Origin of the sequence: Nocardioides sp., from assembly GCF_035503875.1 — a bacterium.
GTDB lineage: Bacteria > Actinomycetota > Actinomycetes > Propionibacteriales > Nocardioidaceae > Nocardioides.
Genome location: NZ_DATJTA010000015.1, coordinates 19,232 through 42,019, shown reverse-complemented (window position 1 = coordinate 42,019; position 22,788 = coordinate 19,232). Strand labels below are relative to the sequence as shown.

The 22,788-nt window shown below is 72.7% G+C and carries 23 protein-coding genes; 8 read left to right on the top strand and 15 right to left on the bottom strand.

Annotated features, from left to right (window positions below; translation table 11 throughout):
* Positions 1 to 94 precede the first annotated feature (94 nt).
* A complete protein-coding gene (locus VMF51_RS04135; protein ID WP_325473136.1) occupies positions 95 to 826 on the top strand; it encodes a L,D-transpeptidase family protein in 732 nt (243 codons plus the stop codon).
* 54 nt (positions 827 to 880) lie between these two features.
* Here VMF51_RS04135 and VMF51_RS04130 read toward each other — a convergent pair whose 3' ends face one another.
* Positions 881 to 1,498, bottom strand: coding sequence for a hypothetical protein (locus tag VMF51_RS04130; RefSeq protein WP_325473135.1), 618 nt, complete (start codon positions 1,496 to 1,498; stop codon positions 881 to 883).
* A gap of 71 nt (positions 1,499 to 1,569) precedes the next feature.
* Here VMF51_RS04130 and VMF51_RS04125 point away from each other — a divergent pair, with 71 nt between their 5' ends.
* Complete coding sequence (locus VMF51_RS04125; protein ID WP_325473134.1) at positions 1,570 to 2,829, top strand: isochorismate synthase; 1,260 nt, start codon at positions 1,570 to 1,572, stop codon at positions 2,827 to 2,829.
* 340 nt (positions 2,830 to 3,169) lie between these two features.
* Here the strand turns inward: VMF51_RS04125 and VMF51_RS04120 are convergent, their stop codons facing one another.
* Entirely contained in the window at positions 3,170 to 3,811 is a 642-nt protein-coding gene (locus VMF51_RS04120) for an MBL fold metallo-hydrolase (protein WP_325473133.1), read from the bottom strand.
* A 39-nt stretch (positions 3,812 to 3,850) separates the two neighbouring features.
* Here VMF51_RS04120 and VMF51_RS04115 point away from each other — a divergent pair, with 39 nt between their 5' ends.
* From VMF51_RS04115 to VMF51_RS04105, 3 genes are read left to right on the top strand one after another with little or no spacing between them, the layout of a single operon-like run.
* Positions 3,851 to 4,363 carry a GNAT family N-acetyltransferase gene (locus VMF51_RS04115; protein ID WP_325473132.1) on the top strand — a complete coding sequence of 171 codons (513 nt, stop codon included), beginning with the start codon at positions 3,851 to 3,853 and terminating at the stop codon, positions 4,361 to 4,363.
* Positions 4,360 to 5,541 carry a cytochrome P450 gene (locus VMF51_RS04110; RefSeq protein ID WP_325473131.1) on the top strand — a complete coding sequence of 394 codons (1,182 nt, stop codon included), beginning with the start codon at positions 4,360 to 4,362 and terminating at the stop codon, positions 5,539 to 5,541. The genes VMF51_RS04115 and VMF51_RS04110 overlap by 4 nt, the downstream gene beginning before the upstream one ends.
* A gap of 28 nt (positions 5,542 to 5,569) precedes the next feature.
* On the top strand, positions 5,570 to 6,406 hold the full coding sequence (locus VMF51_RS04105; protein WP_325473130.1) for an NAD(P)H-binding protein: 837 nt from the start codon (positions 5,570 to 5,572) through the stop codon (positions 6,404 to 6,406).
* On the opposite strand, the gene VMF51_RS04100 is transcribed toward VMF51_RS04105, so the two are convergent.
* Genes VMF51_RS04100 through VMF51_RS04080 form a run of 5 tightly spaced genes read right to left on the bottom strand, consistent with a single transcriptional unit; the run spans position 6,396 to position 11,743 of the window.
* Complete coding sequence (locus tag VMF51_RS04100) at positions 6,396 to 8,261, bottom strand: Na+/H+ antiporter (protein ID WP_325473129.1); 1,866 nt, start codon at positions 8,259 to 8,261, stop codon at positions 6,396 to 6,398. The genes VMF51_RS04105 and VMF51_RS04100 overlap by 11 nt on opposite strands.
* A gap of 23 nt (positions 8,262 to 8,284) precedes the next feature.
* Positions 8,285 to 9,316, bottom strand: coding sequence for a thiamine pyrophosphate-dependent enzyme (locus VMF51_RS04095; protein WP_325473128.1), 1,032 nt, complete (start codon positions 9,314 to 9,316; stop codon positions 8,285 to 8,287).
* Complete coding sequence (locus tag VMF51_RS04090; protein ID WP_325473127.1) at positions 9,313 to 9,822, bottom strand: thiamine pyrophosphate-binding protein; 510 nt, start codon at positions 9,820 to 9,822, stop codon at positions 9,313 to 9,315. The genes VMF51_RS04095 and VMF51_RS04090 overlap by 4 nt, the downstream gene beginning before the upstream one ends.
* Positions 9,819 to 10,769, bottom strand: a complete 951-nt coding sequence (locus VMF51_RS04085; protein ID WP_325473126.1) for an o-succinylbenzoate synthase — start codon at positions 10,767 to 10,769, stop codon at positions 9,819 to 9,821. The genes VMF51_RS04090 and VMF51_RS04085 overlap by 4 nt, the downstream gene beginning before the upstream one ends.
* Positions 10,766 to 11,743: an AMP-binding protein gene (locus tag VMF51_RS04080; protein ID WP_325473125.1), complete on the bottom strand. Its 978-nt coding sequence runs from the start codon at positions 11,741 to 11,743 to the stop codon at positions 10,766 to 10,768. The genes VMF51_RS04085 and VMF51_RS04080 overlap by 4 nt, the downstream gene beginning before the upstream one ends.
* Positions 11,744 to 11,779: 36 nt before the next feature.
* Between VMF51_RS04080 and VMF51_RS04075 the strand changes: the two genes are divergently transcribed.
* A complete protein-coding gene (locus VMF51_RS04075; protein ID WP_325473124.1) occupies positions 11,780 to 13,126 on the top strand; it encodes an MFS transporter in 1,347 nt (448 codons plus the stop codon).
* Between the two features lie 23 nt (positions 13,127 to 13,149).
* A complete protein-coding gene (locus VMF51_RS04070) occupies positions 13,150 to 14,025 on the top strand; it encodes a 1,4-dihydroxy-2-naphthoate polyprenyltransferase (RefSeq protein WP_325473123.1) in 876 nt (291 codons plus the stop codon).
* Positions 14,026 to 14,451: 426 nt separating this feature from the next.
* Here VMF51_RS04070 and VMF51_RS04065 read toward each other — a convergent pair whose 3' ends face one another.
* Complete coding sequence (locus tag VMF51_RS04065) at positions 14,452 to 15,747, bottom strand: HNH endonuclease (protein WP_325473122.1); 1,296 nt, start codon at positions 15,745 to 15,747, stop codon at positions 14,452 to 14,454.
* A 547-nt stretch (positions 15,748 to 16,294) separates the two neighbouring features.
* Entirely contained in the window at positions 16,295 to 16,555 is a 261-nt protein-coding gene (locus tag VMF51_RS04060) for a DUF4229 domain-containing protein (RefSeq protein WP_325473121.1), read from the bottom strand.
* Positions 16,556 to 16,599: 44 nt separating this feature from the next.
* Between VMF51_RS04060 and VMF51_RS04055 the strand changes: the two genes are divergently transcribed.
* Positions 16,600 to 16,806, top strand: coding sequence for a hypothetical protein (locus VMF51_RS04055; RefSeq protein ID WP_325473120.1), 207 nt, complete (start codon positions 16,600 to 16,602; stop codon positions 16,804 to 16,806).
* Between the two features lies 1 nt (position 16,807).
* Here VMF51_RS04055 and ccsB read toward each other — a convergent pair whose 3' ends face one another.
* From ccsB to hemL, 6 genes are read right to left on the bottom strand one after another with little or no spacing between them, the layout of a single operon-like run.
* Positions 16,808 to 17,827 (bottom strand): c-type cytochrome biogenesis protein CcsB, encoded by a 1,020-nt coding sequence (ccsB, locus tag VMF51_RS04050; RefSeq protein WP_325473119.1) that lies wholly within the window; start codon positions 17,825 to 17,827, stop codon positions 16,808 to 16,810.
* Positions 17,824 to 19,422 (bottom strand): cytochrome c biogenesis protein ResB, encoded by a 1,599-nt coding sequence (gene resB, locus VMF51_RS04045; protein WP_325473118.1) that lies wholly within the window; start codon positions 19,420 to 19,422, stop codon positions 17,824 to 17,826. The genes ccsB and resB overlap by 4 nt, the downstream gene beginning before the upstream one ends.
* On the bottom strand, positions 19,419 to 20,174 hold the full coding sequence (locus VMF51_RS04040) for a cytochrome c biogenesis CcdA family protein (RefSeq protein WP_325473117.1): 756 nt from the start codon (positions 20,172 to 20,174) through the stop codon (positions 19,419 to 19,421). Before VMF51_RS04040 ends, resB begins: the two co-directional genes overlap by 4 nt.
* A gap of 3 nt (positions 20,175 to 20,177) precedes the next feature.
* On the bottom strand, positions 20,178 to 20,747 hold the full coding sequence (locus VMF51_RS04035) for a TlpA disulfide reductase family protein (RefSeq protein ID WP_325473116.1): 570 nt from the start codon (positions 20,745 to 20,747) through the stop codon (positions 20,178 to 20,180).
* Between the two features lies 1 nt (position 20,748).
* A complete protein-coding gene (locus tag VMF51_RS04030; protein WP_325473115.1) occupies positions 20,749 to 21,432 on the bottom strand; it encodes a histidine phosphatase family protein in 684 nt (227 codons plus the stop codon).
* Entirely contained in the window at positions 21,429 to 22,754 is a 1,326-nt protein-coding gene (hemL, locus tag VMF51_RS04025) for a glutamate-1-semialdehyde 2,1-aminomutase (RefSeq protein ID WP_325473114.1), read from the bottom strand. Before hemL ends, VMF51_RS04030 begins: the two co-directional genes overlap by 4 nt.
* Positions 22,755 to 22,788 lie beyond the last annotated feature (34 nt).

The window sequence follows — 22,788 nt, the reverse complement described above, 5'->3', positions numbered from 1 at the left end:
CGCGTCGCGAGTCCGGAGCCGGATGCAACCAACCCCGCTCCCCGGGCGTCTCCCTCGTGTCCCTCTCCACTCCCTCTACCCGCAGGAGACCGCCATGTCGCTCGTGCGCCGCCTGGTGCTCGTCGTCTCGCTCGCGCTGCTGATGCCGACCCCGGCGTACGCCGCCGCCGCTCCCTCGGCCGCCCCGGCCGCGTCCGCGATCCTCGCGCCGGGCGACCGCGGCCCCGCCGTACGTCGCCTCCAGGCCCGGCTGATCCAGCTCGACTGGCTGCAGGCCGACCCCAGCGGGCGGTACGGCGCCCTGACGACCGAGGCCGTGCGCGGCTTCCAGGCCAAGCGGAAGTTCCGCGTCACGGGCGCGGTCGACCGGCGTACCCTCCGCCGGCTCCGGGAGATGACCAGGACGCCGACCCGGGCCGAGCTGCGCGGCGGCGGCAGCAACAGGCCGGGACGCCTGGACCGGCGCTGCCGGTCCGGGCGGGCGGTCTGCGTCGACAAGACCAGCCGGACGGTCCGCTGGGTCGTCGACGGCGAGGTGCTCAAGACCGTCGACGCGCGCTTCGGCGGGTCCGGAACCCCGACCCGCGAGGGCGCGTTCACGGTCCGGTCCATGAGCCGCGACCACGTGTCGAGCCTGTACGACACCTCGATGCCGTTCGCGATGTTCTTCAGCGGCGGCCAGGCGGTCCACTACAGCCCGGACTTCGCTGCCGTCGGGTACGCCGGCGCCTCCCACGGCTGCGTCAACGTCCGCGACCGCGACGCGATCGCCTGGCTCTTCGACCAGGTCCGCCTCGGCGACCCGGTCGTCGTCTACCGGTCCTGACGCCGAGTCGGCAGAACTTGCTCGCCGAGTCGGCAGAACTTGACGCGGGTCGGGTCAGGCGACGGCGGTCGCGAGCTCGTCGAGCAGATCGAAGGCGTCCTCGACGGAGATGCCCTGGGCCTGGAGCTGGATCGTCCGGCCCGCGGTCGGCAGCTGGCAGCTGATCGAGGTCGGGGCGCCGGCGTCCTGACCGGCGGCGACGGCCTGGTAGCTCACCGAGCAGAGGGCGTCGCCCTCGCGGACGAGCTCGGAGGTCGAGCGGGCCATGCCCTCGGCCTCCGGGTCGACCGGCGGGTCGCCCGGCGCGAAGGCCTGCGCCTCGCCCGCGAACACCGTCACCAGCGCGTACTTCTGCAGCGTGTCGTCCGTGTAGGTCCGGAAGGACGGCGCGTCGTCGTACACCTCGGCGTACGCCTCCTCGGCGTACGCGCGGCGGTCCGCCTGGCGCTCGATCGCCTGCTCGTCGATGCCGGCCTCGGCGGGCAGGTCGTCGACCTCGAGGGCGTCGGTCGCGGTCCAGCCGCCCGGCAGGGTGGCCGGCAGGTCGGCGCCGGTCGAGCCGGTGTCGCCCTGCGCCTTGGGGAGCGCGACGGCGAGCACGATCAGGAGCCCGAGGACGACGGCACCGAGGCCGAGGCCGACGGCGCGCTGGGCGGCGGGAGTGTTCTGCACGCCCGTGACGTTACCCACGAACCCCACGAGCCGGGCAAGTGGCCCACTCTGCGGCCGACTACGCTCGTGTCGTGAGCACGAGCGCGACCCCGGACGGGCAGCCTCCGGCCGGCCCCCTGGTCGCCCGGACGGTGCCTGTCGACCCCGCGGTCGCCGACTCCCTGCTCGACCTGCTTCCCCACGACCGGCCGGTGACCTGGCTGCGCCGCGGCGAGGGGCTCGTCGGCTGGGGCGTGGCCGCCGAGGTGCGCACCAGCGGACCCACGCGGTTCGCCGACGCCGCCAAGTGGTGGAGCGAGACCACGGCGCGCGCCACCGTCGAGGACCGCGTCCAGGAGCCGGGCACCGGGCTGGTGTCCTTCGGCTCCTTCGCGTTCGCCGACGACCCGGGCGACTCGATCCTGGTCGTGCCGTCGGTCGTGGTGGGACGGCGCGGCGACTCCGCCTGGCTGACCACGGTCGGCCCGGAGGTCGGCGTACCGCTCGCGCAGGAGGTCCCGGCCGCCCCGGTCGGGGTCCGGTTCGCCGACGGCGCGCTCAACGGCGAGCAGTGGATGTCGGTCGTCGCCGACGCCGTGGCGCGCATCGCCGCCGGCGACCTGGAGAAGGTCGTCCTGGCCCGCGACCTCATCGCCACCGCCGCCGAGCCGATCGACGTCCGGTGGCCCCTGCGCCGGCTCGCGGCCGGTTATCCCATGTGCTGGACCTTCCACGTCGACGGCCTGTTCGGGGCCACGCCGGAGATGCTCGTCCGCCGTGAGCGCGGACTGGTCACCTCACGCGTGCTGGCCGGCACCATCCGCCGTACCGGCGACGACGAGCGCGACCTCGCCCTCGCCGCGACCCTGGCGCGCTCGTCGAAGGACCTCGAGGAGCACGAGTACGCCGTCCGCTCGGTCGCCGACGCGCTCGAGCCGCACTGCTCCTCGATGAACGTGCCCGAGGCGCCGTTCGTGCTGCACCTGCCGAACGTCATGCACCTCGCGACGGACGTGAACGGCGTCGTCCACGACGCCGCCACCGTGTCGTCGCTGCAGCTCGCCGAGGCGCTGCACCCGTCCGCCGCCGTCGGCGGCACCCCGACCCCCGTCGCCACGGCGCTGATCGCCGAGATCGAGGGCATGGACCGCGGCCGCTACGCCGGGCCGGTGGGCTGGATGGACGCCTCCGGCGACGGTGAGTGGGGCATCGCCCTGCGCTCGGCGTCGCTCGACGGCAGCACCGTGCGGCTGTTCGCCGGCTGCGGGATCGTCGGCGACTCCGACCCCGAGGCCGAGCTCGCCGAGGCCCAGGCCAAGTTCGTCCCCGTCCGCGACGCTCTCGCTCCCTGACGGTGGTCGAGGTGCGAAGGACGAAGTCCTGAGCCTCGAAACCCAGCCAGACGAAAGACGGCACCGGCCACCGCCGCCTCTTAACTCACCGGGTTTCGAGGCTCGCTCCGCTCGCACCTCAACCAGCGTCAACCACCGCTGCCGCTCGCACCTCAACCAGCGTCAAGCACCGCTGGTTGAGGTGCGAAGGACGAAGTCCTGAGCCTCGAAACCCAGCAAGACGAAAGACAGCATCGGCCACCGCCGCCTCTTAACTCACCGGGTTTCGAGGCTCGCTCCGCTCGCACCTCAACCAGCGTCAGGCTCGCTCCGCTCGCACCTCAACCGGCGTCGGTCGCCGTCAGGCGAGGTCCTCGCCGTCGGCGATCCGGACGTAGCTGAGGCCCTGCTGCGGCAGGAAGTTGTTCATGTGGGTCTCGACGAAGCCGAGGCCGGCCTCGGAGTAGATCCGGTCGTGGATCGCCAGGCTCCGGGGAGCGGCGACCTCGCGGACGAAGTCGATGGCCTCGGAGACCTTCAGCCACGGGGCCGAGACGGGAGCGAGGAGCAGGTCGACCTGCTCGCCGGGGCCGGTCAGGGCGTCGCCGGGGTGGTAGACCTTCTCGGCGCCCGCGGTGATGACGTAGCCGCTGTTGTGGAAGCGCGGGTAGTCGGGGTGGATGACCGCATGCAGCTCCCCGACCGCGCGCACGGGCAGGCCGGCGACCTCGAAGGTCTGCTCGGGCGCCACGACCGTGGTCCGCTCGGCGACGTCGGGGGCGTCCTCGCGGATCTTCGCGGCGACCGCGTCGATGGTGAAGACGGGTACGTCGACCGCCTGCAGGTGCTCGGGCAGGTAGTGGTCGGCGTGCTCGTGGGTGATCAGGATGGCGTCCGCGCCGTCGAGCGCGGCCCGATCGGTGAAGACGCCGGGGTCGAGCACGATGGTGGAGCCCTCGTGCTGGATCCGGACGCAGGCATGGCCGAACTTGGTGATCCGCATGCCGACCAACCTAATCCGCCGGGTCCCTACGATGCTCGGGTGACCACCACCTCGGACGGCGTGACCATCCGCCTGGCGAGCCCCGTCGACGCCGAGGCCCTCGCCCACCTGCACCTCGACGTGTGGGACGACGCGTACACCGGCCTGATGCCGCAGCAGCTCCTCGACGACCGGCGCGACCGGGTCGCCGAGCGGATCGAGCGGTGGCGCGAGATCCTGGGGTCCGGCAGCGAGCCGACGTACGTCGCCTCGGGACCCGACGGGTTGGTGGGTTTCGCGACCGCCGGGCCGGGTCGGGACAACGACCTCGACGACCACGGCATCGACCTGGAGCTGTGGGCGCTCTACGTCCGCGCCACCCACTGGGGCACCGGGGTCGGCTACGCGCTGCTGCAGACCGCCATCGCCGACCGGGCGGCGTACGTCTGGGTCCTGGCGGGCAACGAGCGCGCGATCCGGTTCTACGAGCGGCAGGGCTTCCGCCTCGACGGCACCGAGGACGAGCACGACGAGGGCCTGCACGTGCGGATGCTCCGGGCGGGCACCCGATGACGACCAGCTTCGACCTGTCCGACCCCGAGTTCGACGTCACCTCGGCGCAGGTGCACGCGGCCCGCGACGAGAGCTGGTACGTCGAGACGAACTGGGGCTGGGCCGTGCTCCGGTACGCCGAGGTCTCGGCGCTGCTGAAGGACCGGCGGTTCCGGCAGGGCAACGCCCGCTGGCCCGCGCAGAACGGCATCCACTCGGGGCTGTTCAGCGACTGGTGGGCCGAGACGCTGCTCAGCCTGGAGGGCGACGACCACGCCCGGATCCGGCGGCTGATGGTGCCGGCGTTCCGCAAGAAGACGATCGAGGCGATGCGACCGCGCTTCCAGGCGCTGGCGAACGAGCTGATCGACGGCTTCGCCGACCGCGGCAGCGTGGAGTTCATCGCCGAGTTCGCCGAGCCGTACGCCGCCCGCATCATCTGCGTGCTGCTCGGGCTCGACGAGTCGCACTGGCGCCAGGTCGCGCACTGGGCCGACGACCTGGGGGCGTCGTTCTCGATCGACGTCGGCAACCAGGTCGGCCGGATCGAGGCGGCCCTGGAGGGCCTGCACGGCTACCTCGACGAGGTGGTCGAGGACCGTCGCGCGCACCCGCGCGACGACCTGGTCTCGACCCTCGTGCAGGCCTCGGTGGAGGGCGAGCGGCTGACCCGGCACGAGCTCGGCGTCGCGCTCGTCTTCCTCGCCTTCGCCGGCATGGAGACCACCCGCAACCAGCTCGGCCTCGCCCTGCAGACCCTGCTGCAGCACCCCGACCAGTGGCGGCTGCTCGGCGCGGACCCCGACCTGGGCGGCAGCGCCGTCGAGGAGGTCATGCGGGTCAACCCGACGGTCACCTGGGTCACCCGCGAGGCGATCAAGGACGTGGAGTTCCAGGGCCTGCACATCCCCGCGGGCGGCATCGTGCAGATGCTGTCCCACAGTGCCGGGACCGATCCGGCCGCGATGCCCGACCCGTCGTTCGACATCACGCAGCAGCGGCCCCCGCACCACGGCTTCGGCGCCGGCGTGCACCACTGCCTGGGCCACTTCGTCGCCCGCACCGACATGGCCGTCGCGCTCCCGCTGCTGGCGCAGCGGATGCCCGACGCCGTACCCGACGGCCCCGGCCGCTGGCTCCCCGTCAGCGGCAACACCGGTGCCCTGGAGTTCCCGATCCGCTTCACCCCGGGCCACTGATCCCCACCCGCCGCGCACACTGGGGCGTATGACGATCGCGATCACCGGAGCCACGGGCGCGGTGGGCGGGCTGGTCGCCCGCGCGCTGGCCGACGACCTGCGCGCGGACCTGCGGCTGGTCGTGCGGGACGCCTCCCGCGCGCCCGACTACGACACCGACGTCCGCGAGTGCGAGTACGCCGACGAGCCCGCCGCCGTCGCGGCGCTGCGGGGCGTCGACACCCTGCTGATGGTCTCGGCGAGCGAGGCGCCCGACCGGCGCGAGCAGCACCGCACCTTCATCCGGGCGGCCGCGGCGGCCGGGGTGGGCCACGTCGTGTACACCTCGTTCGCCGGTGCCGCCGCCGACGCGACCTTCACCCTGGGCCGCGACCACTTCGACGCCGAGAGCGCGATCCGCGAGACAGGACTGACCGCGACGATCCTGCGCGACAACTTCTACGTCGACGTGCTGCCGTTCTTCGCCGACCGCGCGGGCGTGATCCGCGGGCCGGCCGGGGCGGGCCGGGTGGCCGCCGTCGCCCGCACCGACGTCGCCGACGTGGCCGCCGCCGTGCTCCGCTCCCCCGCCGAGCACGCCGGCGCCGTCTACACGCTGACCGGACCGGAGGCGCTGACCCTCGCGGAGGTCGCCGACCGCGCCGGGACGGCCCTCGGGCGCGAGCTGCGGTTCGAGGACGAGACCCTCGAGCAGGCCTACGCCTCCCGGCGCGCGTCGTACCCCGACGCCGAGGACTGGCAGCTCGACGCCTGGGTGAGCACCTACACCGCCATCGCCGACGGCTCGGTCGCCGACGTCACCGACGACGTCGAGCGGGTCACCGGCCGTCCCGCGCGGACCCTGGAGGAGGCCCTCACGCGGTGAGGTGGTGGACGTAGCACCACCGCCAGTCCTCGCCCGGCTCCGCGGACTGCATCACCGGGTGGGTGGTGTCGTGGAAGTGGGCGGTGGCGTGCTGGCCCGTCGACGAGTCGCAGCACCCGATGTTCCCGCAGGTCAGGCACTGGCGCAGCGCGACCCAGTGCAGACCCTCCTCGAGGCAGCGCTGGCAGGCGGGGTCCTCGACGGTCTGGATCGCCGGTCGGGCGTCGAGGTCCGCGCACGTCTCGCCGGTACGCCGCCCGCTCGCCGAGATCCGGATCTGCTGACGCTCCTCGGAGGCGACGTCGAGCATCGACTCCTCGACGTCGAGCATGGCGAGCACGTCGGCGACCACCTCCGCGGGGACGGTGCCCGCCGAACGGATCTCGAGCACCCGGTGCCGCTCGGCCTGGAGCAGTTCCAGCCGGACCCGGCTGTAGAGCTCGCTCGGCGCCTCCTGGTCCTCGACCGTGGCGAGCCGCTCCCAGGCGGCGAAGTTGCGCTGGTCGAGGCGCTGCCGGATGAGATCGACGATCCCGTGGCGGTCGTCGTACTCCAGCTCGTCGAGGCGGTGCAGCGCCGACTTGGACGCCTGCTGGAGCAGGGTGGCCCGGGCCAGGGCGTCCTCGACCGGGTCGGGGGACGGCACCTTCAGCGTCCGGGCGATCCAGGGCAGCGTCATGCCCTGGAGGAAGAGCGTCCCGCCGACCACGGTGAGCGCGATCAGCACGAGCACTTCGCGGTCCTCCGTGCCCTCGGGGATCACGAACGCGGCCGCCAGGGTGACGACGCCGCGCATCCCGGCCCAGCCGAGCAGGAACGTGTAGGTCCACGGCGGCGTCTCCCCGGTGTCGGGGTCGACGGTCGGCCGCCTGAACAGGTAGCGCGACGGGAAGACCCAGACCAGGCGCAGCACGATCACCGCGCCGAGCACCGCCGCGCAGACCGCGACGATCCGGCCCAGACCCAGATCGCTGTCGACGGCACCCTCGATGATCCACCAGGCCTGCAGGCCGATCAGCAGGAAGACGGTGTTCTCCAGGACGAACGCGATGGTGCGCCAGTTCAGCCGCTCGGCGATGCGCGACTGGGCCGACTGCAGCACGGGGGCCTTGTGCCCGAGCAGCAGACCCGCGATCACGACGGCCAGCACGCCCGAGGCGTGCAGCTCCTCGGCGAGGACGTACGCCGCGAACGGGACCACGAGCGAGATCGCGCTGTCGGTCACCGGGTCGTCGATCCAGCGCCGCACCTTCGCGACCACGACGAAGAACACGATGCCCACGAGCACGCCCCCGCCGGCGGCGCGGACGAAGTCGAGCGACACCTCCCAGGCGTCCAGGCCGGTGCCGGCGGCGACGGCGAGAGCGGTCCGCAGGCCGACCAGGGCGGTCGCGTCGTTGACCAGCGACTCGCCCTCCAGGATCGTGACGATCCGGCGCGGCAGCCCGATCCGGCGGGCGATCGCGGTCGCGGCGACGGCGTCCGGCGGCGCCACGACCGCGCCGATGGCGAACGCCACCGCCCAGGAGATCCCGGGGAGCAGCAGGTGCACCACCACCGCGACACCGGCGGCGGTGAAGATCACGAGGCCGACCGAGAGCGCCAGGATCGGGCGCCGGTTGGCGTTGAAGTCGACGAGGGACGTCTGCTGCGCGGCGGCGTACAGCAGCGGCGGCAGGAGGCCCAGCAGCACCACGTCGTGGTCGAGGTAGACCTGCGGCACCTGCGGGACGTACGACGCCGCGACGCCCACCGCGATCAGCAGGAACGGTGCCGGGACGTCGATGCGCCGGGCGACCTCCGTGCAGACGAGTACGCCGACGGCGAGACCACACAAGAGCAGGGCGACGTCCACCCGCCGATTCTCCCAGGTCGCCGTCAGGGACGCAGGGCGCGGATCCGCTCGTCGAGGTCGCGGCGGTTGTCGCGTCGGACGACGGCCTCGACGATCTCGATGCCGCCGTTGGGCGAGGCGAGGGCGTGCTCCAGCTCCGCGACCGACCCGACCCGCCAGTGCGGGGTGCGGGTGGCGGCGCAGAGCTGGGCCAGGTCGACGCCGTGGGGCGTGCCGAACAGCCGCTCGAACTGCTCGGCGTGCTCGGGTGCGCCCTGCTCGAGCATCGAGAAGATCGAGCCGCCGTCGTCGTTGGAGACCACGATGGTCAGCTCGGGCTCGGGCTCGCCGGGGCCGAGGACCAGGCCGTTGGCGTCGTGCAGGAAGGTCACGTCGCCGACCAGCGCCAGGCTGCGCGTCGAGTGCGGCCGACCGAGCGCGGCCCCGATCGCGCTGGAGACCACACCGTCGATGCCGGACAGACCCCGGTTGGCGATCACCTTGCGGCGGTCGCCGACGGCGTACCCGCGGGCCATCAGGTCGAGGTCGCGGATCGGGCTGGAGGCGCCGACGTACAGCAGGCCACCGGGAGGTACGGCGCGGCCCACCGTCCCGGCGACCTCGTGCGGGGTGAGCCCGTCCTCCGCGGCGAGCAGGGCGTCGAGCTGGCGACCCAGCGAGCGGTCCGCCTCGCGCCAGGCGTCGAACCACGCAGGATCGTCGCGGCCGGCCGGCCGGGTGTCGCGGTCGACGGTGCCGGCGACCGGGAAGGGCCGGGCGGACCAGGCGCCCCGGCCCGGAGCGGCGAGCACCTCGACGTCGTCGCGGGCGAGGAGCCGGGAGACCGGACGGGAGAGCGTCGGCCGGCCGAAGACGACGACACGCTCGATGCTGCGCCCCAGCTCGCCGTCGAGCAGCAGCCGGTAGCAGCGCAGCGCGTGGTCGCCGGTGCGGGCGCCGCTCGTGGGCTCCGCCAGCAGCGGCCAGCCGCCGTCCTGGGCGAGGATCCGCGGCGGCGGGCCGGCGTCGTCCCCGGCGACGACGACGGTGCGCGGGCCGATCGGGAGGGTCGTCACGGGGTCCACCGCTCGGTCGGGACGAGCGGGTCGTCGAGCTGCACGTTGAGGTGGGTCGGGCCGTCCTCGACCAGTGCGAACGGACCGGGCTCGGCGAGGTTGGTCGTCGGCACGAGCGGCCCGAAGACGCCGATCTGGTCGGTGGTCTGGTTGGCGCTGGTCCCGCGCAGGCGGGCCGGGCGGTCGGCGGTCACCGCCACCATCGGCACGCCGGCGTGGGCGGCCTCCAGCACGGCGGGGTGCAGGTTGGCGACGGCGGTGCCCGACGTGCAGACCACGGCCGCGCGGGCGTGCACCTTGCTCAGCCCGAGCGCGAGGAAGCCCGCCGACCGCTCGTCGATGCGGGTGTGCAGCCGCAGCAGACCGGCCCGCGACGCGTCGTACACGGCGAAGGAGAGGGGGGCGTTGCGCGAGCCCGGGGCGACCACGACCTCGGTGACCCCGCCGTCGAGCAGCGAGCGCACGACGCTGCGCGCGAGGTCGGTGCTGGTCGGGAGGTCGGTCACGAGCGTCGATCCTGCCCCACGGCACGGACAGCGGCGAGCCGGGCCTCCCAGTGCGCGACCCGGTCGGGGTCGGCCGCGAGGCGGTCCAGGGCCGCCGGGTCGACGGCGGGGACCACGACGGGCAGCGCGCCGTCCACCGGCAGCAGCGAGCTCGGGGTGACGTCGTCGGTCAGCAGCTGGACCGTGGCGAGCCCGCACGCGTACGGCAGCTCCGGCAGCGCCGCCGCCAGGGCCACCCCCGCTGCGATGCCGACGCTCGTCTCGAGCGCGGACGAGACCACGACCGGCAGCCCGATGTCCTCGGCGATCCGCAGGCAGGCCCGCACCCCGCCGAGCGGCTGCACCTTCAGGACGGCGACGTCGGCCGCCTCGAGGTCCCGCACCCGGTACGGGTCCGCCGCGCGCCGGATCGACTCGTCGGCGGCGATGGGTACGTCGACCCGCCGGCGGACCGTCGCGAGGTCCTCGACGCTCGCGCAGGGCTGCTCGGCGTACTCCAGGCCGCCGGCGGCGCGGTCCAGTGCGGTGATCGCCGCGACCGCGGCGTCGACGTCCCAGGCGCCGTTGGCGTCGACCCGGATCCGGCCGGCCGGACCGAGCGCGTCGCGGACCGCCTCGACCCGGGCCACGTCGTCGGCGAGGCCCTGCCCCGGCTCGGCGACCTTCACCTTGGCGGTCGCGCACCCGCCGCGTCGTACGACGGCGTGCGCCTGGTCCGGACCGACCGCCGGCACGGTGACGTTGACGGGGACCCGGTCGCGCAGCGGCGCCGGCCAGTCCCCCGCGGCGGCCTCCTCCGCACACCGCAGCCAGGGTGCGGCGACCTCCGCGTCGTACTCCAGGAACGGGCTCCACTCCCCCCACCCGGCGGGTCCCTCGAACAGCGCCGCCTCGCGGACGGTGACCCCGCGGAAGCGGGTGCGCATCGGGACCGAGACGACCCTCATGCGAGCTCCTTCAACCTCAGCCGGTCGGGCTTGCCGTTGGCCAGGAGCGGGATGGCGTCGAGGACGACCAGCTGGCGGGGCGCCCAAGAGCGGGGACGCTCCTGCGCCACCCACGCCCGCGCGTCCTCCAGGGAGATCGCGCCCACCACGAACGCCACCAGCCGGTTGCCCCACTCCTCGTCGGGGACGCCGAGCACCTCCGCCTGGTCGACCCGGGGATGCTCGCGCAGCCGCGCGGCGACCGCGGGCGCGGGGACGTTGACGCCGCCGGTCACGACCACGTCGTCGAGCCGGCCCAGGACCTGCAGCCGCCCGTCCTCATCGAGCCGACCGGCGTCGGAGGTCAGGAACCACCCGTCGACCAGCACCTCGGCGGTCAGCCCGGGGTCGCCGTCGTACCCGGCGAAGAGGGTGGGGCCGCTGATCCGTACCCGGCCGTCGGCACCGATCGCGAGCCCGACGCCGTCGAGCGGCAGACCGTCGTACACGCAGCCCCCGGCGGTCTCGGCCGAGCCGTACGTCGCCACCACGTGTACGCCGGCCGCGGCCGCCCGCTCGCGCAGCGTCCGGTCGATCGGCCCGCCGCCGAGCAGGATCGTGTGGAACCCGGCCAGCACCTCGGCATCCGTGTCGAGGAGCCGGTGCAGCTGGGTCGGGACGAGCGAGACGAACCGGTGCTCGCCGGTCATCGCCGCCGCCGCTGCCGAGAGCGACGGGTGGTCGTCGAGCCGGACCGGCTCGTGGCCGGCGACCAGCGACCGGCAGACCACCTGCAGCCCGGCGACGTACGTCTCCGGGAGCGCGAGCAGCCACTGACCCGAGGCCCCCAGTCGGCGTGCGGACGCCTCCACGGAGGCGAGCACGGAGGCCCGCGGCAGCACCACGCGCTTCGGGCGGCCGGTCGATCCCGAGGTCTCCACGACCCACGGCTCCGGGTCGGCCGCGGAGAGCCACTGCGCCACCCCGATTCCCATGTGCCGAAACCTAACCGGTCGTGATGGGATGCCGCGGTGCCAACCCTTCTCGGGCGCTTCGCTCCGCCGTCCCCGCTCGCCGGCCGCCTCTCCCTGCAGTCGGTCCTCTTCGCCCTCGGCGAGGGCACCTTCATGGCCGGCTCCGCGGTGTTCTTCACCCAGGTCGTGGGGCTCAGCGCGGCGCAGGTCGGCCTCGGCCTGACCCTGGCGGGGGCCGCCGCCTTCGTGGCGGCGTACCCGATGGGGCGGCTCGTCGACCGGATCGGCCCCAAGCGCGCCTGGGCGGTCAGCGGGGTGGGCCAGGCGTCGATGTTCGCGCTCTGGCCGTTCATCGACAGCTTCGCGGGGTACGTCGCCGTCGCGGTCGTGACCGAGATCGTGGGCGCGTTGGGCAGCACCGCCCACGGCGCGTACACGATCGACGTGCTGCCGCCGCACGAACGCGTGACCTCGCGCGCCTACATGTACTCCGCTCTCAACGTCGGCTTCACGCTCGGCTCGCTGACGGGCGGCGTCGCGCTGGCGTTCGAGTCGCTGACCCTGATCGAGGCGGTGCCGCTGTTCACCGCCGTCGTCTTCCTGGTCAACGCCTACTTCATCACCCGCCTCCCCCGCGCCCCGCACGACCTGAAGACCGCCGAGGAGCGCAAGGCGAAGATCCCCGGCCCCGGTCCGATGCGGAACGCGGGCTGGCTGCTGTCGATGTTCTTCTCCGGGGTGCTGTGGACCAACCAGGTGATCCTCAACGTCGTCATCCCGCTGTGGCTGGTGGAGAAGACCGACGCTCCCTGGTCGGTGCTCGCGCTGCTCTTCGGCACCAACACGGTCATGTGCATCTTCCTGCCGCTCGCCGCCGCCCGCGGCATCAAGGACCGCTCCACCGCGCTGCGGGCGATCCGGGTCTCGACGGTGTTCTTCGTCGTCTCGTGCGTCATCACGCTCTCCACCCACGAGACCATCGGCTGGGTCACCGTCGTGCTGTTCTTCCTCGGCCACGTGACGCTGACCGGCGCCGAGCTCTTCCTCTCCGCCGCCAGCTGGACGTTCGAGGCCGAGCTGATGGACCCGCGCCGACGGGGTGAGTACCAGGGCGCCGCGGAGCTCAGCAGCACCCTCGGGCGGGTCTGGGCGCCCGCGGCGTACACCTTCATGGCGATGAACTGGGGCGGGGTCGGCTGGATGGTCATCGCCGGCATCATCGCCGTCGCCGCGGCGGGCCTGCACCCCTCGACGGCGATGGCCCGGCGGTTCCTGGAGCGCAACGTGCCGCCCGACGTACTCGCCGACGCCGCGGCGTCCGACCCGACCGCCGAGGAGGAGCCGCCGCCGGTCGGCCCGCCGACCGTGACCCAGCCCGGAGAGCCGGGCGGCGACCAGCTCTGAGGGGCCTGCCAGAATCACTCCTCGTGGCAACTCCTGGTGACTGGCTGGCCGGTGCCCGGCCCCGCACGCTCCCCGCCGCGGTCTCGCCGGTCCTGGCCGGCTCGGGCGTGGCGGCGTACGTCGACGGCTTCGTGGCGTGGAAGGCGCTCCTCGCCCTGGTGGTGAGCCTGGCCCTGCAGGTGGGGGTCAACTACGCCAACGACTACTCCGACGGCATCCGCGGCACCGACGACGCGCGGGTCGGACCGATGCGCCTGGTGGGGTCGGGCGCCGCGTCGGCCGCTGCGGTCAAGCGCGCCGCGTTCCTGGCCTTCGCCGTCGCCGGCGTCGCGGGCCTCGTCCTCGCCGCCGCCACCGCCTGGTGGCTGCTCGCCGTCGGCGCGGTCTCGGTCCTCGCCGCCTGGTACTACACCGGCGGCTCCAAGCCGTACGGCTACCTCGGCCTCGGCGAGGTGATGGTCTTCGTGTTCTTCGGCCTGGTGGCGGTGGTCGGCACGACGTACGTCCAGACCGAGACGTGGGAGCTCGCCGCCCTGTACGCCGCCGTCGGCATCGGCGCCCTCGCCTGCGCCATCCTCGTCGTGAACAACCTGCGCGACATCCCCACCGACACCGTCGCCGGCAAACGCACCCTCGCCGTCGTCCTCGGCGACCGCCGTACCCGGCTGCTGTACGTCGCCCTCGTGCTCGTCGCCGCCCTCGCCGTCGTCGCCCTCGCCGCCGTGACGTCCTGGTGCGTCCTGGTCGGCCTGCTCTTCCTCGCCCTCGCCGCCCCCGGCCTCCGCATCGTCCTCTCCGACGCCACCGGCCCCGCCCTCATCCCCGTCCTGCAGTCCACCGGCACCGCCGAGCTCGCCTGGGCCGCCCTCACCACCGCCGCCCTCGTCGCCTGCGGCTGACGCCGGCCGATCCCCCGCTGGTTGAGGTGCGAAGGACGAAGTCCGGGGCCGCCCCGCCGCTGGTTGAGGTGCGAAGGACGAAGTCCTGAGCCACGAAACCCGGCGAGTCGAGATGCAGCCTGCAGTCGTCGCGGTCGTTCGACTCACCCGGTTTCGAGGCTCGCTCCGCTCGCACCTCAACCAGCGTCCGGGAAGGCGCGCCTGTAGCCCCGACGGGCTGATGCCCTGATGCTCGCGCCGGATGATCAGGCCCCGCCGCTGGTTGAGGTGCGAAGGACGAAGTCCTGAGCCTCGAAACCCAGCGAGCCAAGAAGCAGCCTCTAGTCGACGCCGCCGTTCGGCTCACCGGGTTTCGAGGCTCGCTCCGCTCGCACCTCAACCAGCGTCGGGGGAAGGCGCGCCTGTAGCCCTGACGGGCGGTGCCGGTCAGGGCTGCAGGGTCTCGAGCGGGATCGTGCCGTGGTGGTCGCGTCCGAAGACGAGCCCGTTGGGACTTCGCCAGACGAAGCTGGTGTCGTCGGTCTTGTCGTAGCGCCATCGCGTGTGGGTCTTCGCCCGGTGATGTCGCCGGCACAGCGGTGCGATGTTGCAGTCACACGTCGGACCGCCGCGGGCGGCGGCGTCGATGTGGTCACAGTCCGCCCGGCGGGCTCGGCGTTGGCACCACGGGAACACGCACGTGTGCTGGAGCAGGACCTGACGCTCACGCAACCGGTCCGGGACCTCGTAGGCATCGACATGCACGTGATCAGCCAGGTCGACGACCGGCTTCACGACCACCTGCGTGTCCGGGTTCGCACACCAGGACTTGACCTGCTCGGCCGAGACGAACGAGCGGGTCTCCTCCACCCGGGCGAGGTCCAGCTCGCTTCCTGACCCGGCGAGGGCGGCCTCGGAGAGGTGCACGTGCAGCAGCACCTGCCGCGGCTTCGTGCCCGGTCCCGCTGGAGGCGCCTCGGCGTTCAAGTCGAGCGAGAGCTGGCGCCGAGCCAGGTCACCCACCGCGATCGATCGGCGGACGTCCAACGGCGCGTCCAGACCGAGGGCGCCGAGGTCACGCGCACGCCGGGCGACGGCGTCCTCAAGATCGAGGGCGTCGGCGAGGTCGAGGGTGCCGTGGACGTCGACGCAGCCGTCGAAGGAGACCTGGCGGGTCTCGATGTCGAAGTGACGTCCCTCCTGGGCGGCGACCTGCCGGGCGAGGGCTTCGTCGGGGTCGAAGCGGACCCTCGCCTCCTCCACGGTCCGGTCGAGCTGCGCGATCGAGACCTTGTGCGCCACCGCGTGCAAGTGCGCGTCGACGTACGCCGCACCCGCCATGGGCAGGTCGAGGGTGGACTTCGCGATCCGCCGCGCCTTCCACACCGGGAGCTCCAACGACTGGACGCGGGCGTAGAGGCGCGGGAGCCGGTGGGCCAGCTCGACCGCCTCACCGAGGTACATCCGCCCCGCGTCGGTGGACAGGCCGAGCGCGGCGGCGAACTCCAGGACGCTGAACTCAGCCACGAGCGGCGCACCCGGTCCGGCGATCGTCAGCGCCTCCTCGGCGCCCGCGATCAGCACCGCGGCGTCGTCCAATGAATCGGTCGAGTGCATGCCGGCCCAGGCGACCGCGGCGGCTAGTTGGTGGGCGGCGGCTCGGGCTTCGATCTGCCTTTCGGCGCCCACGTAGGCGAGCAACGCGGATGCGTTGTCGCAGTCGTGGAGTTCCCGAGTGGCCATACAAAGATGGTAGGTGCGACCACCGACAGTCCGGGTTCTTCATCCACAGCGGCCGGGGGTGCTCGCCCGCCGTCTCTCGGCTCACCGGGTTTCGAGGCTCAGGACTTCGTCCTTCGCACCTCAACCAGCGTCGGTGGGCGTCCGTCGTACCCGGCGCTGCTTCTCGGGGCGCGGGGTTTCGAGGCTCGGCGCTGGGGCGCCTCACACCTCAGCCAGCGTCACGTTCGGCGCCCGCCGTACCCGGCGCTGCTTCCCGGCTCGCCGGGTTTCGAGGCTCAGGACTTCGTCCTTCGCACCTCAACCAGCGTCACTCGGCGCCGTCGTACTGGCCTCTGCGATGGTGACCACATCGGTCGACCCGAAGCAGCCGCCAACCCATCGGCGACCGCGTGATCTCAGTGGCCTTTGAATCAGCCGGGATCCGACTGGCGTCCGCGGCCGCCGTACCGCTGCTTCTCGGTCCGCTGGGTTTCGAGGCTCAGGACTCCGTCCTTCGCACCTCAACCAGCGCGGGGCCTCGCTCCTCGACCAGCGACGACCACACAGGTCAGTCGACGTCTTCCTTGGTCTTCATCTCGTCGAACTTCGTCGTGGCGCGCGAGGCGCGGGCCTCGACGTGCTGGGCGAGGGCCTGGCGCTGGCGCTCGAGCAGGAAGTAGGAGCCGATGCCGCTGACCAGGAAGGCGATGACGACGGAGGCCAGGATGTTCGCCTCGCCCGCGATCAGCAGCCAGGCCGAGAAGACGACGGCGAGCGCCGCCACGAACAGAACCACCCGTAGGCCGGTGTACACCCAGAACTCCTTCACGCCTCCAGGGTAGGTCGTCACCAAGCAACGCCTACATTGGAGGGGTGCTGAAGCTCCTGCTGGTCATCGCGCTGTTCGCCCTGGCGACGTACCTCCTGGTCCGGGTGATCCAGCGTCGCGGCCTACTGGGGCCCACGCAGGGCCGGACCCAGCGACCGCCGCGGCGGATCGTGGCGCCCGACGACGACGAGGACTTCCTGCGGGACCTCGAGCGCAAGCGGCGGCACCCCGAGGACCCCGACACCACCTGAGCTACAGCCGGGTGGAGACCACCGTCGACTGGCCCAGGCCCTCGGCGTACGAGTGGTCGCTGGTGATGAAGAAGTTCACGCCGATGAAGCTGAACCACAGCGTGGCCATGCCGAGCAGGGCGAGGATCGAGGCGTTGCGCCCCTTCCAGCCGGCGGTCGCGCGGGCGTGCAGGTAGCCGGCGTACAGCACCCAGGTGATGAACGCCCAGACCTCCTTCGGGTCCCAGCTCCAGTACGCCGCCCACGCCTGGTGCGCCCAGATCGGTCCGGTGATGAGTACGGCGAAGGTCCACACCGGGAACGCGAAGGCGTGGATCCGGTACGAGACCCGGTCGAGGGTGGCCGTCGACGGCACGCGGGCGAGGTAGCCGCCGCTCTTGCCCCGCTTCTCGGTGCGCTCCTTCAGCAGGAACAGCAGTACGCCGATGCCGCCGAGGGTGAACGCACCCGTGGCGATCACGGCGGAGACGACGTGGATGACCAGCCACGGCGAGTTCAGCGCCTCGCTGAGCGGGGCGACCTCGTCGTGCAGCCAGATCACCGCGACCATCAGCAGCACCAGCACCAGGCCGGTGACGATCGGCGCCATCCACGCGAGCGAGAACTTCCGGTAGAGCACCAGGTAGAGCAGCGCGACGCAGAACGAGCCGGAGATCGTGAACTCGTACATGTTGCCCCAGGGCACCCGATTCGGGTCCGCGGCCATGCCCCGGCCGACCAGTCCGACGAGGTGCACCGCGACGGCGATGACGGTGAGCAGCAGGCCGAGCCGTCCGAAGAGGTTGGTACGGCGCTCCGCGTCCTCGTCGACCTCGGGCTCGTCGAGCACCGCCGTGGTGCTCCCCCCGGCGGCGCCCGCGCTCGACGTGCGGGTGGCGGCCACCGGGACCGAGCCCACCGAGAGCGGCAGCTTGCGCAGCGCCGACCACTCGATGAGGTGGCTGAGCAGGGCGAGGAAGTACACCACCCCGCAGACCGCGATGGCCTGGTTGCTCAGCGTCTCCCACGAAGCGTTGGTCACGGGTTCTCCTTCGCTGGCGAGTCACCGCGCAGCGCGGCGACCACCTCGTCGATCTCGGTGGTGACGTCGCCTCCACCGGAGCGGTCGAGGGCGGCGACCTCGACCAGTGTCTCCCCGTCGACCACGCGGGCGCGAACCCACAGCCGCCGGGGACGGATGAACAGGGAGCCGAGCAGCCCGAGCAGGGCCAGCACCACCCCGGCCAGCGTGACGAACTTGGCCGGCGTCTTGCTGATCTGCAGGCGGTTCCACTCCTGGATGCCCTCGAAGGTGACACTGCCGAGGCCGTCGGGGAGCTGGACGGTGTCACCGACCTGCATGTCGAGGCGCAGCGGGGTGCCGTCCTCGTTCTGCACCGGCTCGGCCCCATCCTTCTTCAGGATGTAGAGCGACTGCGGCTCGCCGCTGTCGAGGCCCAGGTCGCCGGTGTAGACGAGCATGGAGATCAGCGGGTTGTTGAGCTCGCCCATCAGGTTCTGCGGGTCGCCGTTCTGGTCGAGCATGAAGGTCGGGTAGAGCACACCCTCCAGGCCGACCTGCCCGGTCGCGGCGTACGCCGACTTCACGACGCCGAACGAGAACAGCGACTGGTCCTGCGGCAGGAAGACCGTCGGCCCGGTCGTGACCACGTCTCCGTTGCCGTCGCGGACGGTGATGACCGGCGCGTACCCGTGCCCGATCAGGAACACCTCGGTGTCGCCGATGGCGAGCGGGTGGTTGACCCGCAGGTCGTAGTCCTTCTCCTCGCTCTGGTCCGCACCGGTGCAGTCGACCTGGTAGCGCGTGTCGGCGCTGAAGCCACGCGACATCCCCGCCCGCGGGCCATCGAGGAGCCACTCCACGTCGAAGTCGTCGACGGTGAAGCAGAACGGCTCCATGTCGTCACCGGTGAAGAACGAGCCGGGGTTGAAGTCGTCGTACTGCGTCAGGTTGTTGGAGAAGCCCTGCCCGACCGGCAGGATCACGCCGCCCTTGTAGCCGAACATCGAGCCGACCCCGAAGCCGACGAGCACGACGATCACCGACAGGTGGAAGACCAGGTTGCCGACCTCGCGCAGGTAGCCGCGCTCGCTGCTGACGGCGGCGTCCCCCTCGTCCGACGGGCGGACCCGGTAGCGCCGCCGCTTCAGCACCTGACGCGCACGCTCCAGCACCGCGTCGACGTCCTCGTCCGTGCGGTACGACGCGTGGTCGGGCAGCCGGGCCAGGTTGCGCGGCGCACGGGGCGGGGCGGCGCGCAGGGAGGCGACGTGCTTCCAGGTGCGCGGGATGATGCAGCCGACGAGCGAGACCATCAGCAGCACGTAGATCGAGGCGAACCACGGGCTGCCGTAGACGTCGAAGAGCCCCAGCCGTTCGTAGACCGGCGTCAGGTCGGGGTGCTGCTCCTGCCACTGCGTGGTGCGCAGGGCGTCGACGCCCTCCTGCGGGATGATCGAGCCGGGTACGGCGGCCAGCGCGAGCAGGAGCAGCAGCACCAGGGCCGTGCGCATCGACGTGAGCTGACGCCACACCCAGCGCAGCAGCTCGCGGAAGGTCAGCTCGCCCGCCCGACGGCCGGTGTCGGGGCGGTCGCTGGTGGACGTGGTGCTCACACGCCCACCTCGAAGTCGCTGACCAGGTGGATCTGCAGCCACTGCACCGCCTGGTCCCAGAAGCCGGTGACGAGCAGCAGCCCGACGGCGACCAGCATCACGCCGCCCGCGCGGGTGACCCACTGCTGGTGCCGTCGGACGAAGCCGAGCGCGCCGAGCGCCCGCTTCCAGAACAGGCCGGCCAGGATGAACGGGATGCCCAGGCCGAGGGAGTAGAAGGCGAGCAGCAGCCCGCTGCGGCCCGCGCTGCCCTCCTGGTAGCCGAGGGTGATGATCACGCCGAGCGTCGGGCCGACGCAGGGCTGCCAGCCGACGCCGAACAGGAAGCCGAGCAGCGGCGCCGCCGCGAGGCCGACGGCCGGGACCTTGTGGAAGCGCAGGTCGCGCTGCAGCAGCGGGACCAGCCCGACGAAGGCGATGCCCATCACGATCGCGAAGATCCCGAGGACGATGTTGAGGGTGCTCTGGTTGACCAGCAGCCAGGTCGCGACGGAGCCGCTCGCGACGCCCAGCAGGACGAAGACGACCGAGAAGCCGAGCACGAACAGCACGGACCCCGCGACCATCCGCCCGCGCTTCACGTCACCGGCGGCCAGGTCGGCTCCGGAGAGACCCGTCGCGTAGGAGAAGTACGCCGGCAGCAGCGGGATCACGCACGGCGAGAAGAACGACACCAGCCCCGCGATGATCGCCACGGGGACGGCGAGCACCAGCGATCCCGAACCGGCCGTCTGGCCGAACCAGTCACCCATGGCTCACGCGTCCTCGGCGAGGACGTCCTCGACCACGTCGATCAGGGTCACCTTGCCAGGGACCTGACCGGGGATCAGCGCGGCCACCCGGCCCTCGCGGTCGAGGACCAGCGTCGTCGGCATGGCGCGGACGGCCCGGCTGCCGAAGGGCAGCAGCGCCTTGCCGTCGGCGGCGTAGATGGAGGGGTAGTCGACGCCCTTGGCCTGCTCGAAGCTGCGGGCCGTCTCGATGCTGGTGTCCCGGGTGTTGATGCCGACGAAGTCGACCTGGTCGCCGAGCTCGGCGTGCGCCTCGGTGAGCATCGGCATCTCGATGTTGCACGGGCCGCAGCCGCTCCACCACACGTTGACCACGACCGGCTTCCCGCGGCTGTCGGCGAGGTCGAGCTCGCCGCCGTCGAGGGTCGTGCCGCTGACCCCCTCGACCGGGTCACCGCGCTTGTCGGCGGCGTACTGGACGACGTTGCTGTCGCCGCTGATGTAGCCGCCGTCGTTGGTGCCGCCCCCGTCGCAGGACGTGGTCAGGAGGAGCAGCGCGCCCGCGAGGGCGGCGCTCAGCAGGCGTCGGGTCATGTCAGGGCCGGTTCTCCTCGGGGGCGCCTCCGGCCGAGAACGGAGCCTTGCGGTCGCCCACCGGGATCAGGTCACCGGCGGGCTCGGAGTAGGAGACCTGCGCCAGCCGGTCGCCCACGAAGTGCAGGGAGGTCAGCGAGCAGAGCGTGCACTGCCGGCTGCGCGGGTCGTGCAGGAACGACCGCTTCTCGACGTGCAGGCGGGTGGTCCAGATCGGGAGCTGGTGGGAGACGATGACGGCCTCGTGGCCGGCCGCGGCGACCCGGGCGTCCTCGACGGCGGCCATCATCCGGGCCGCGATCTGCTTGTACGGCTCGCCCCACGACGGGGTGAGCGGGTTGCGCAGGTGCCGCCACAGCTTCGGACGCTTGACCAGGGTCATCGCACCCTCGCCGAAGCTCATCCCCTCGAACACCGTCGTCGACTCGATGACCCGGTCGTCGGTGGCGATCTCCAGCCCGCGCGCCGCCGCCAGCGGGCGCGCGGTCTCCTGGGCGCGCTCGAGCGGCGAGGCGACGAGGTGCGTGATGTCGCGCTCCCCGATGGTCTCGGCGACGCGCTCGGCCATCCGGTTGCCGAGGGTCGAGAGGTGGAAGCCGTCACGGCGGCCGTAGAGCACGCCCTGCGGGTTGTGCACCTCACCGTGGCGCAGCAGGTGGACGATCGTGTCGGGGGTGGCACTCATGCCGACTCCAGGGCTGAGGCCGCCGCGCGGGCGGCGGCGGGCAGGGCGTCGAGCACGGTCTGCACGGCGCGGTCGTCGTGGGCGGCCGAGAGGAACCACGCCTCGTACGCCGACGGCGGGAGGTAGACCCCCGCGTCGAGCATCGCGTGGAAGAAGGCGGCGTACGCCGGCGAGCTGGTGCGCGAGGCGTCCGCGAAGTCGCGGACCGGGCCCTCGGTGAGGAAGACCGAGAACATGGTGCCGCTCGCCTGGATCACGTGCGGGACGCCGGCCGCCGCCAGCGCCTCGGTCGCCGCCGCCTTGATGGTCTCGCCGGCGGCGCCGATGTGGGCGTAGACCTCGTCGGTCGCCAGCCGCAGCGTCGTGAGCCCGGCCGTGGTCGCGATCGGGTTCCCCGACAGGGTGCCGGCCTGGTAGACCGGCCCGTCCGGCGCGAGCCGGCCCATCACGTCGGCGCGGCCGCCGAACGCTGCGGCCGGGAAGCCGCCGCCCATCACCTTGCCGAAGGTGACGAGGTCGGGCCGCCAGCCCTCGACGGCGCCGTCCAGACCCCACTGGCCCTGCTTCGAGGCCCGGAACCCGGTCATCACCTCGTCGCTGACGAACAGCGCGCCGTGGCGGGCGCAGGTCTCGGCCAGGAAACGGTTGAAGCCCGGCTCGGGCGGGACGACGCCCATGTTGCCGGGGGCGGCCTCGGTGATCAGGCAGGCGATCCGGTCGCCGTGCTCGGCGAAGACCTTCTCGACGGCCGAGCGGTCGTTGTAGGGCAGCACCAGCGTCAGCTCGGTGGACGAGGCGGGTACGCCGGGGGTGCCCGGCACGGCGAAGGTGGCCAGGCCGGAGCCGGCGGAGGCGAGCAGCGCGTCGACGTGACCGTGGTAGCAACCGGCGAACTTCACGACCACGTCGCGGCCGGTGACCCCGCGGGCCAGCCGGATGGCCGACATCGTCGCCTCGGTGCCGGAGGAGACGAAGCGGACCCGTTCGACGGGGGTCCGGGCCACGATCTCCTCGGCGAGCTCCACCTCGGGCTCCGTCGGGGTGCCGTACGACGTCCCGCGCGCGACCGCGGCCTGGACGGCGGCCTGCACCTCCGGATGGGCGTGCCCGAGCAGCATCGGCCCCCAGGAGCAGATCAGGTCGACGTACTCGTTCCCGTCGACGTCGGTCAGCCAGGCCCCGGCCGCCGATCGGATGAAGCGCGGCGTCCCGCCGACGGCGTTGAACGCGCGCACGGGGGAGTTCACGCCGCCCGGGGTCACCTCGCGGGCGCGCGCGAAGAGCGCCTCGGAGTCGGGCGTGGGACGAGTGGCGGCGGACATCGCCTCATTGTCGCCCAGCGACCCAACTCGCCGG

Bases quoted from the DNA above. Each gene is read 5' to 3' on its own strand.
- VMF51_RS04135 (WP_325473136.1), top strand. From the start codon at position 95: ATGTCGCTCGTGCGCCGCCTGGTGCTCGTCGTCTCGCTCGCGCTGCTG.
- VMF51_RS04120 (WP_325473133.1), bottom strand. From the start codon at position 3,811: ATGCGGATCACCAAGTTCGGCCATGCCTGCGTCCGGATCCAGCACGAG.
- VMF51_RS04080 (WP_325473125.1), bottom strand. From the start codon at position 11,743: ATGGGAATCGGGGTGGCGCAGTGGCTCTCCGCGGCCGACCCGGAGCCG.
- VMF51_RS04105 (WP_325473130.1), top strand. From the start codon at position 5,570: ATGACGATCGCGATCACCGGAGCCACGGGCGCGGTGGGCGGGCTGGTC.
- VMF51_RS04030 (WP_325473115.1), bottom strand. From the start codon at position 21,432: ATGAGTGCCACCCCCGACACGATCGTCCACCTGCTGCGCCACGGTGAG.
- VMF51_RS04065 (WP_325473122.1), bottom strand. From the start codon at position 15,747: ATGGCCACTCGGGAACTCCACGACTGCGACAACGCATCCGCGTTGCTC.
- VMF51_RS04085 (WP_325473126.1), bottom strand. From the start codon at position 10,769: ATGAGGGTCGTCTCGGTCCCGATGCGCACCCGCTTCCGCGGGGTCACC.
- VMF51_RS04035 (WP_325473116.1), bottom strand. From the start codon at position 20,747: ATGACCCGACGCCTGCTGAGCGCCGCCCTCGCGGGCGCGCTGCTCCTC.
- VMF51_RS04110 (WP_325473131.1), top strand. From the start codon at position 4,360: ATGACGACCAGCTTCGACCTGTCCGACCCCGAGTTCGACGTCACCTCG.
- VMF51_RS04040 (WP_325473117.1), bottom strand. From the start codon at position 20,174: ATGGGTGACTGGTTCGGCCAGACGGCCGGTTCGGGATCGCTGGTGCTC.
- hemL (WP_325473114.1), bottom strand. From the start codon at position 22,754: ATGTCCGCCGCCACTCGTCCCACGCCCGACTCCGAGGCGCTCTTCGCG.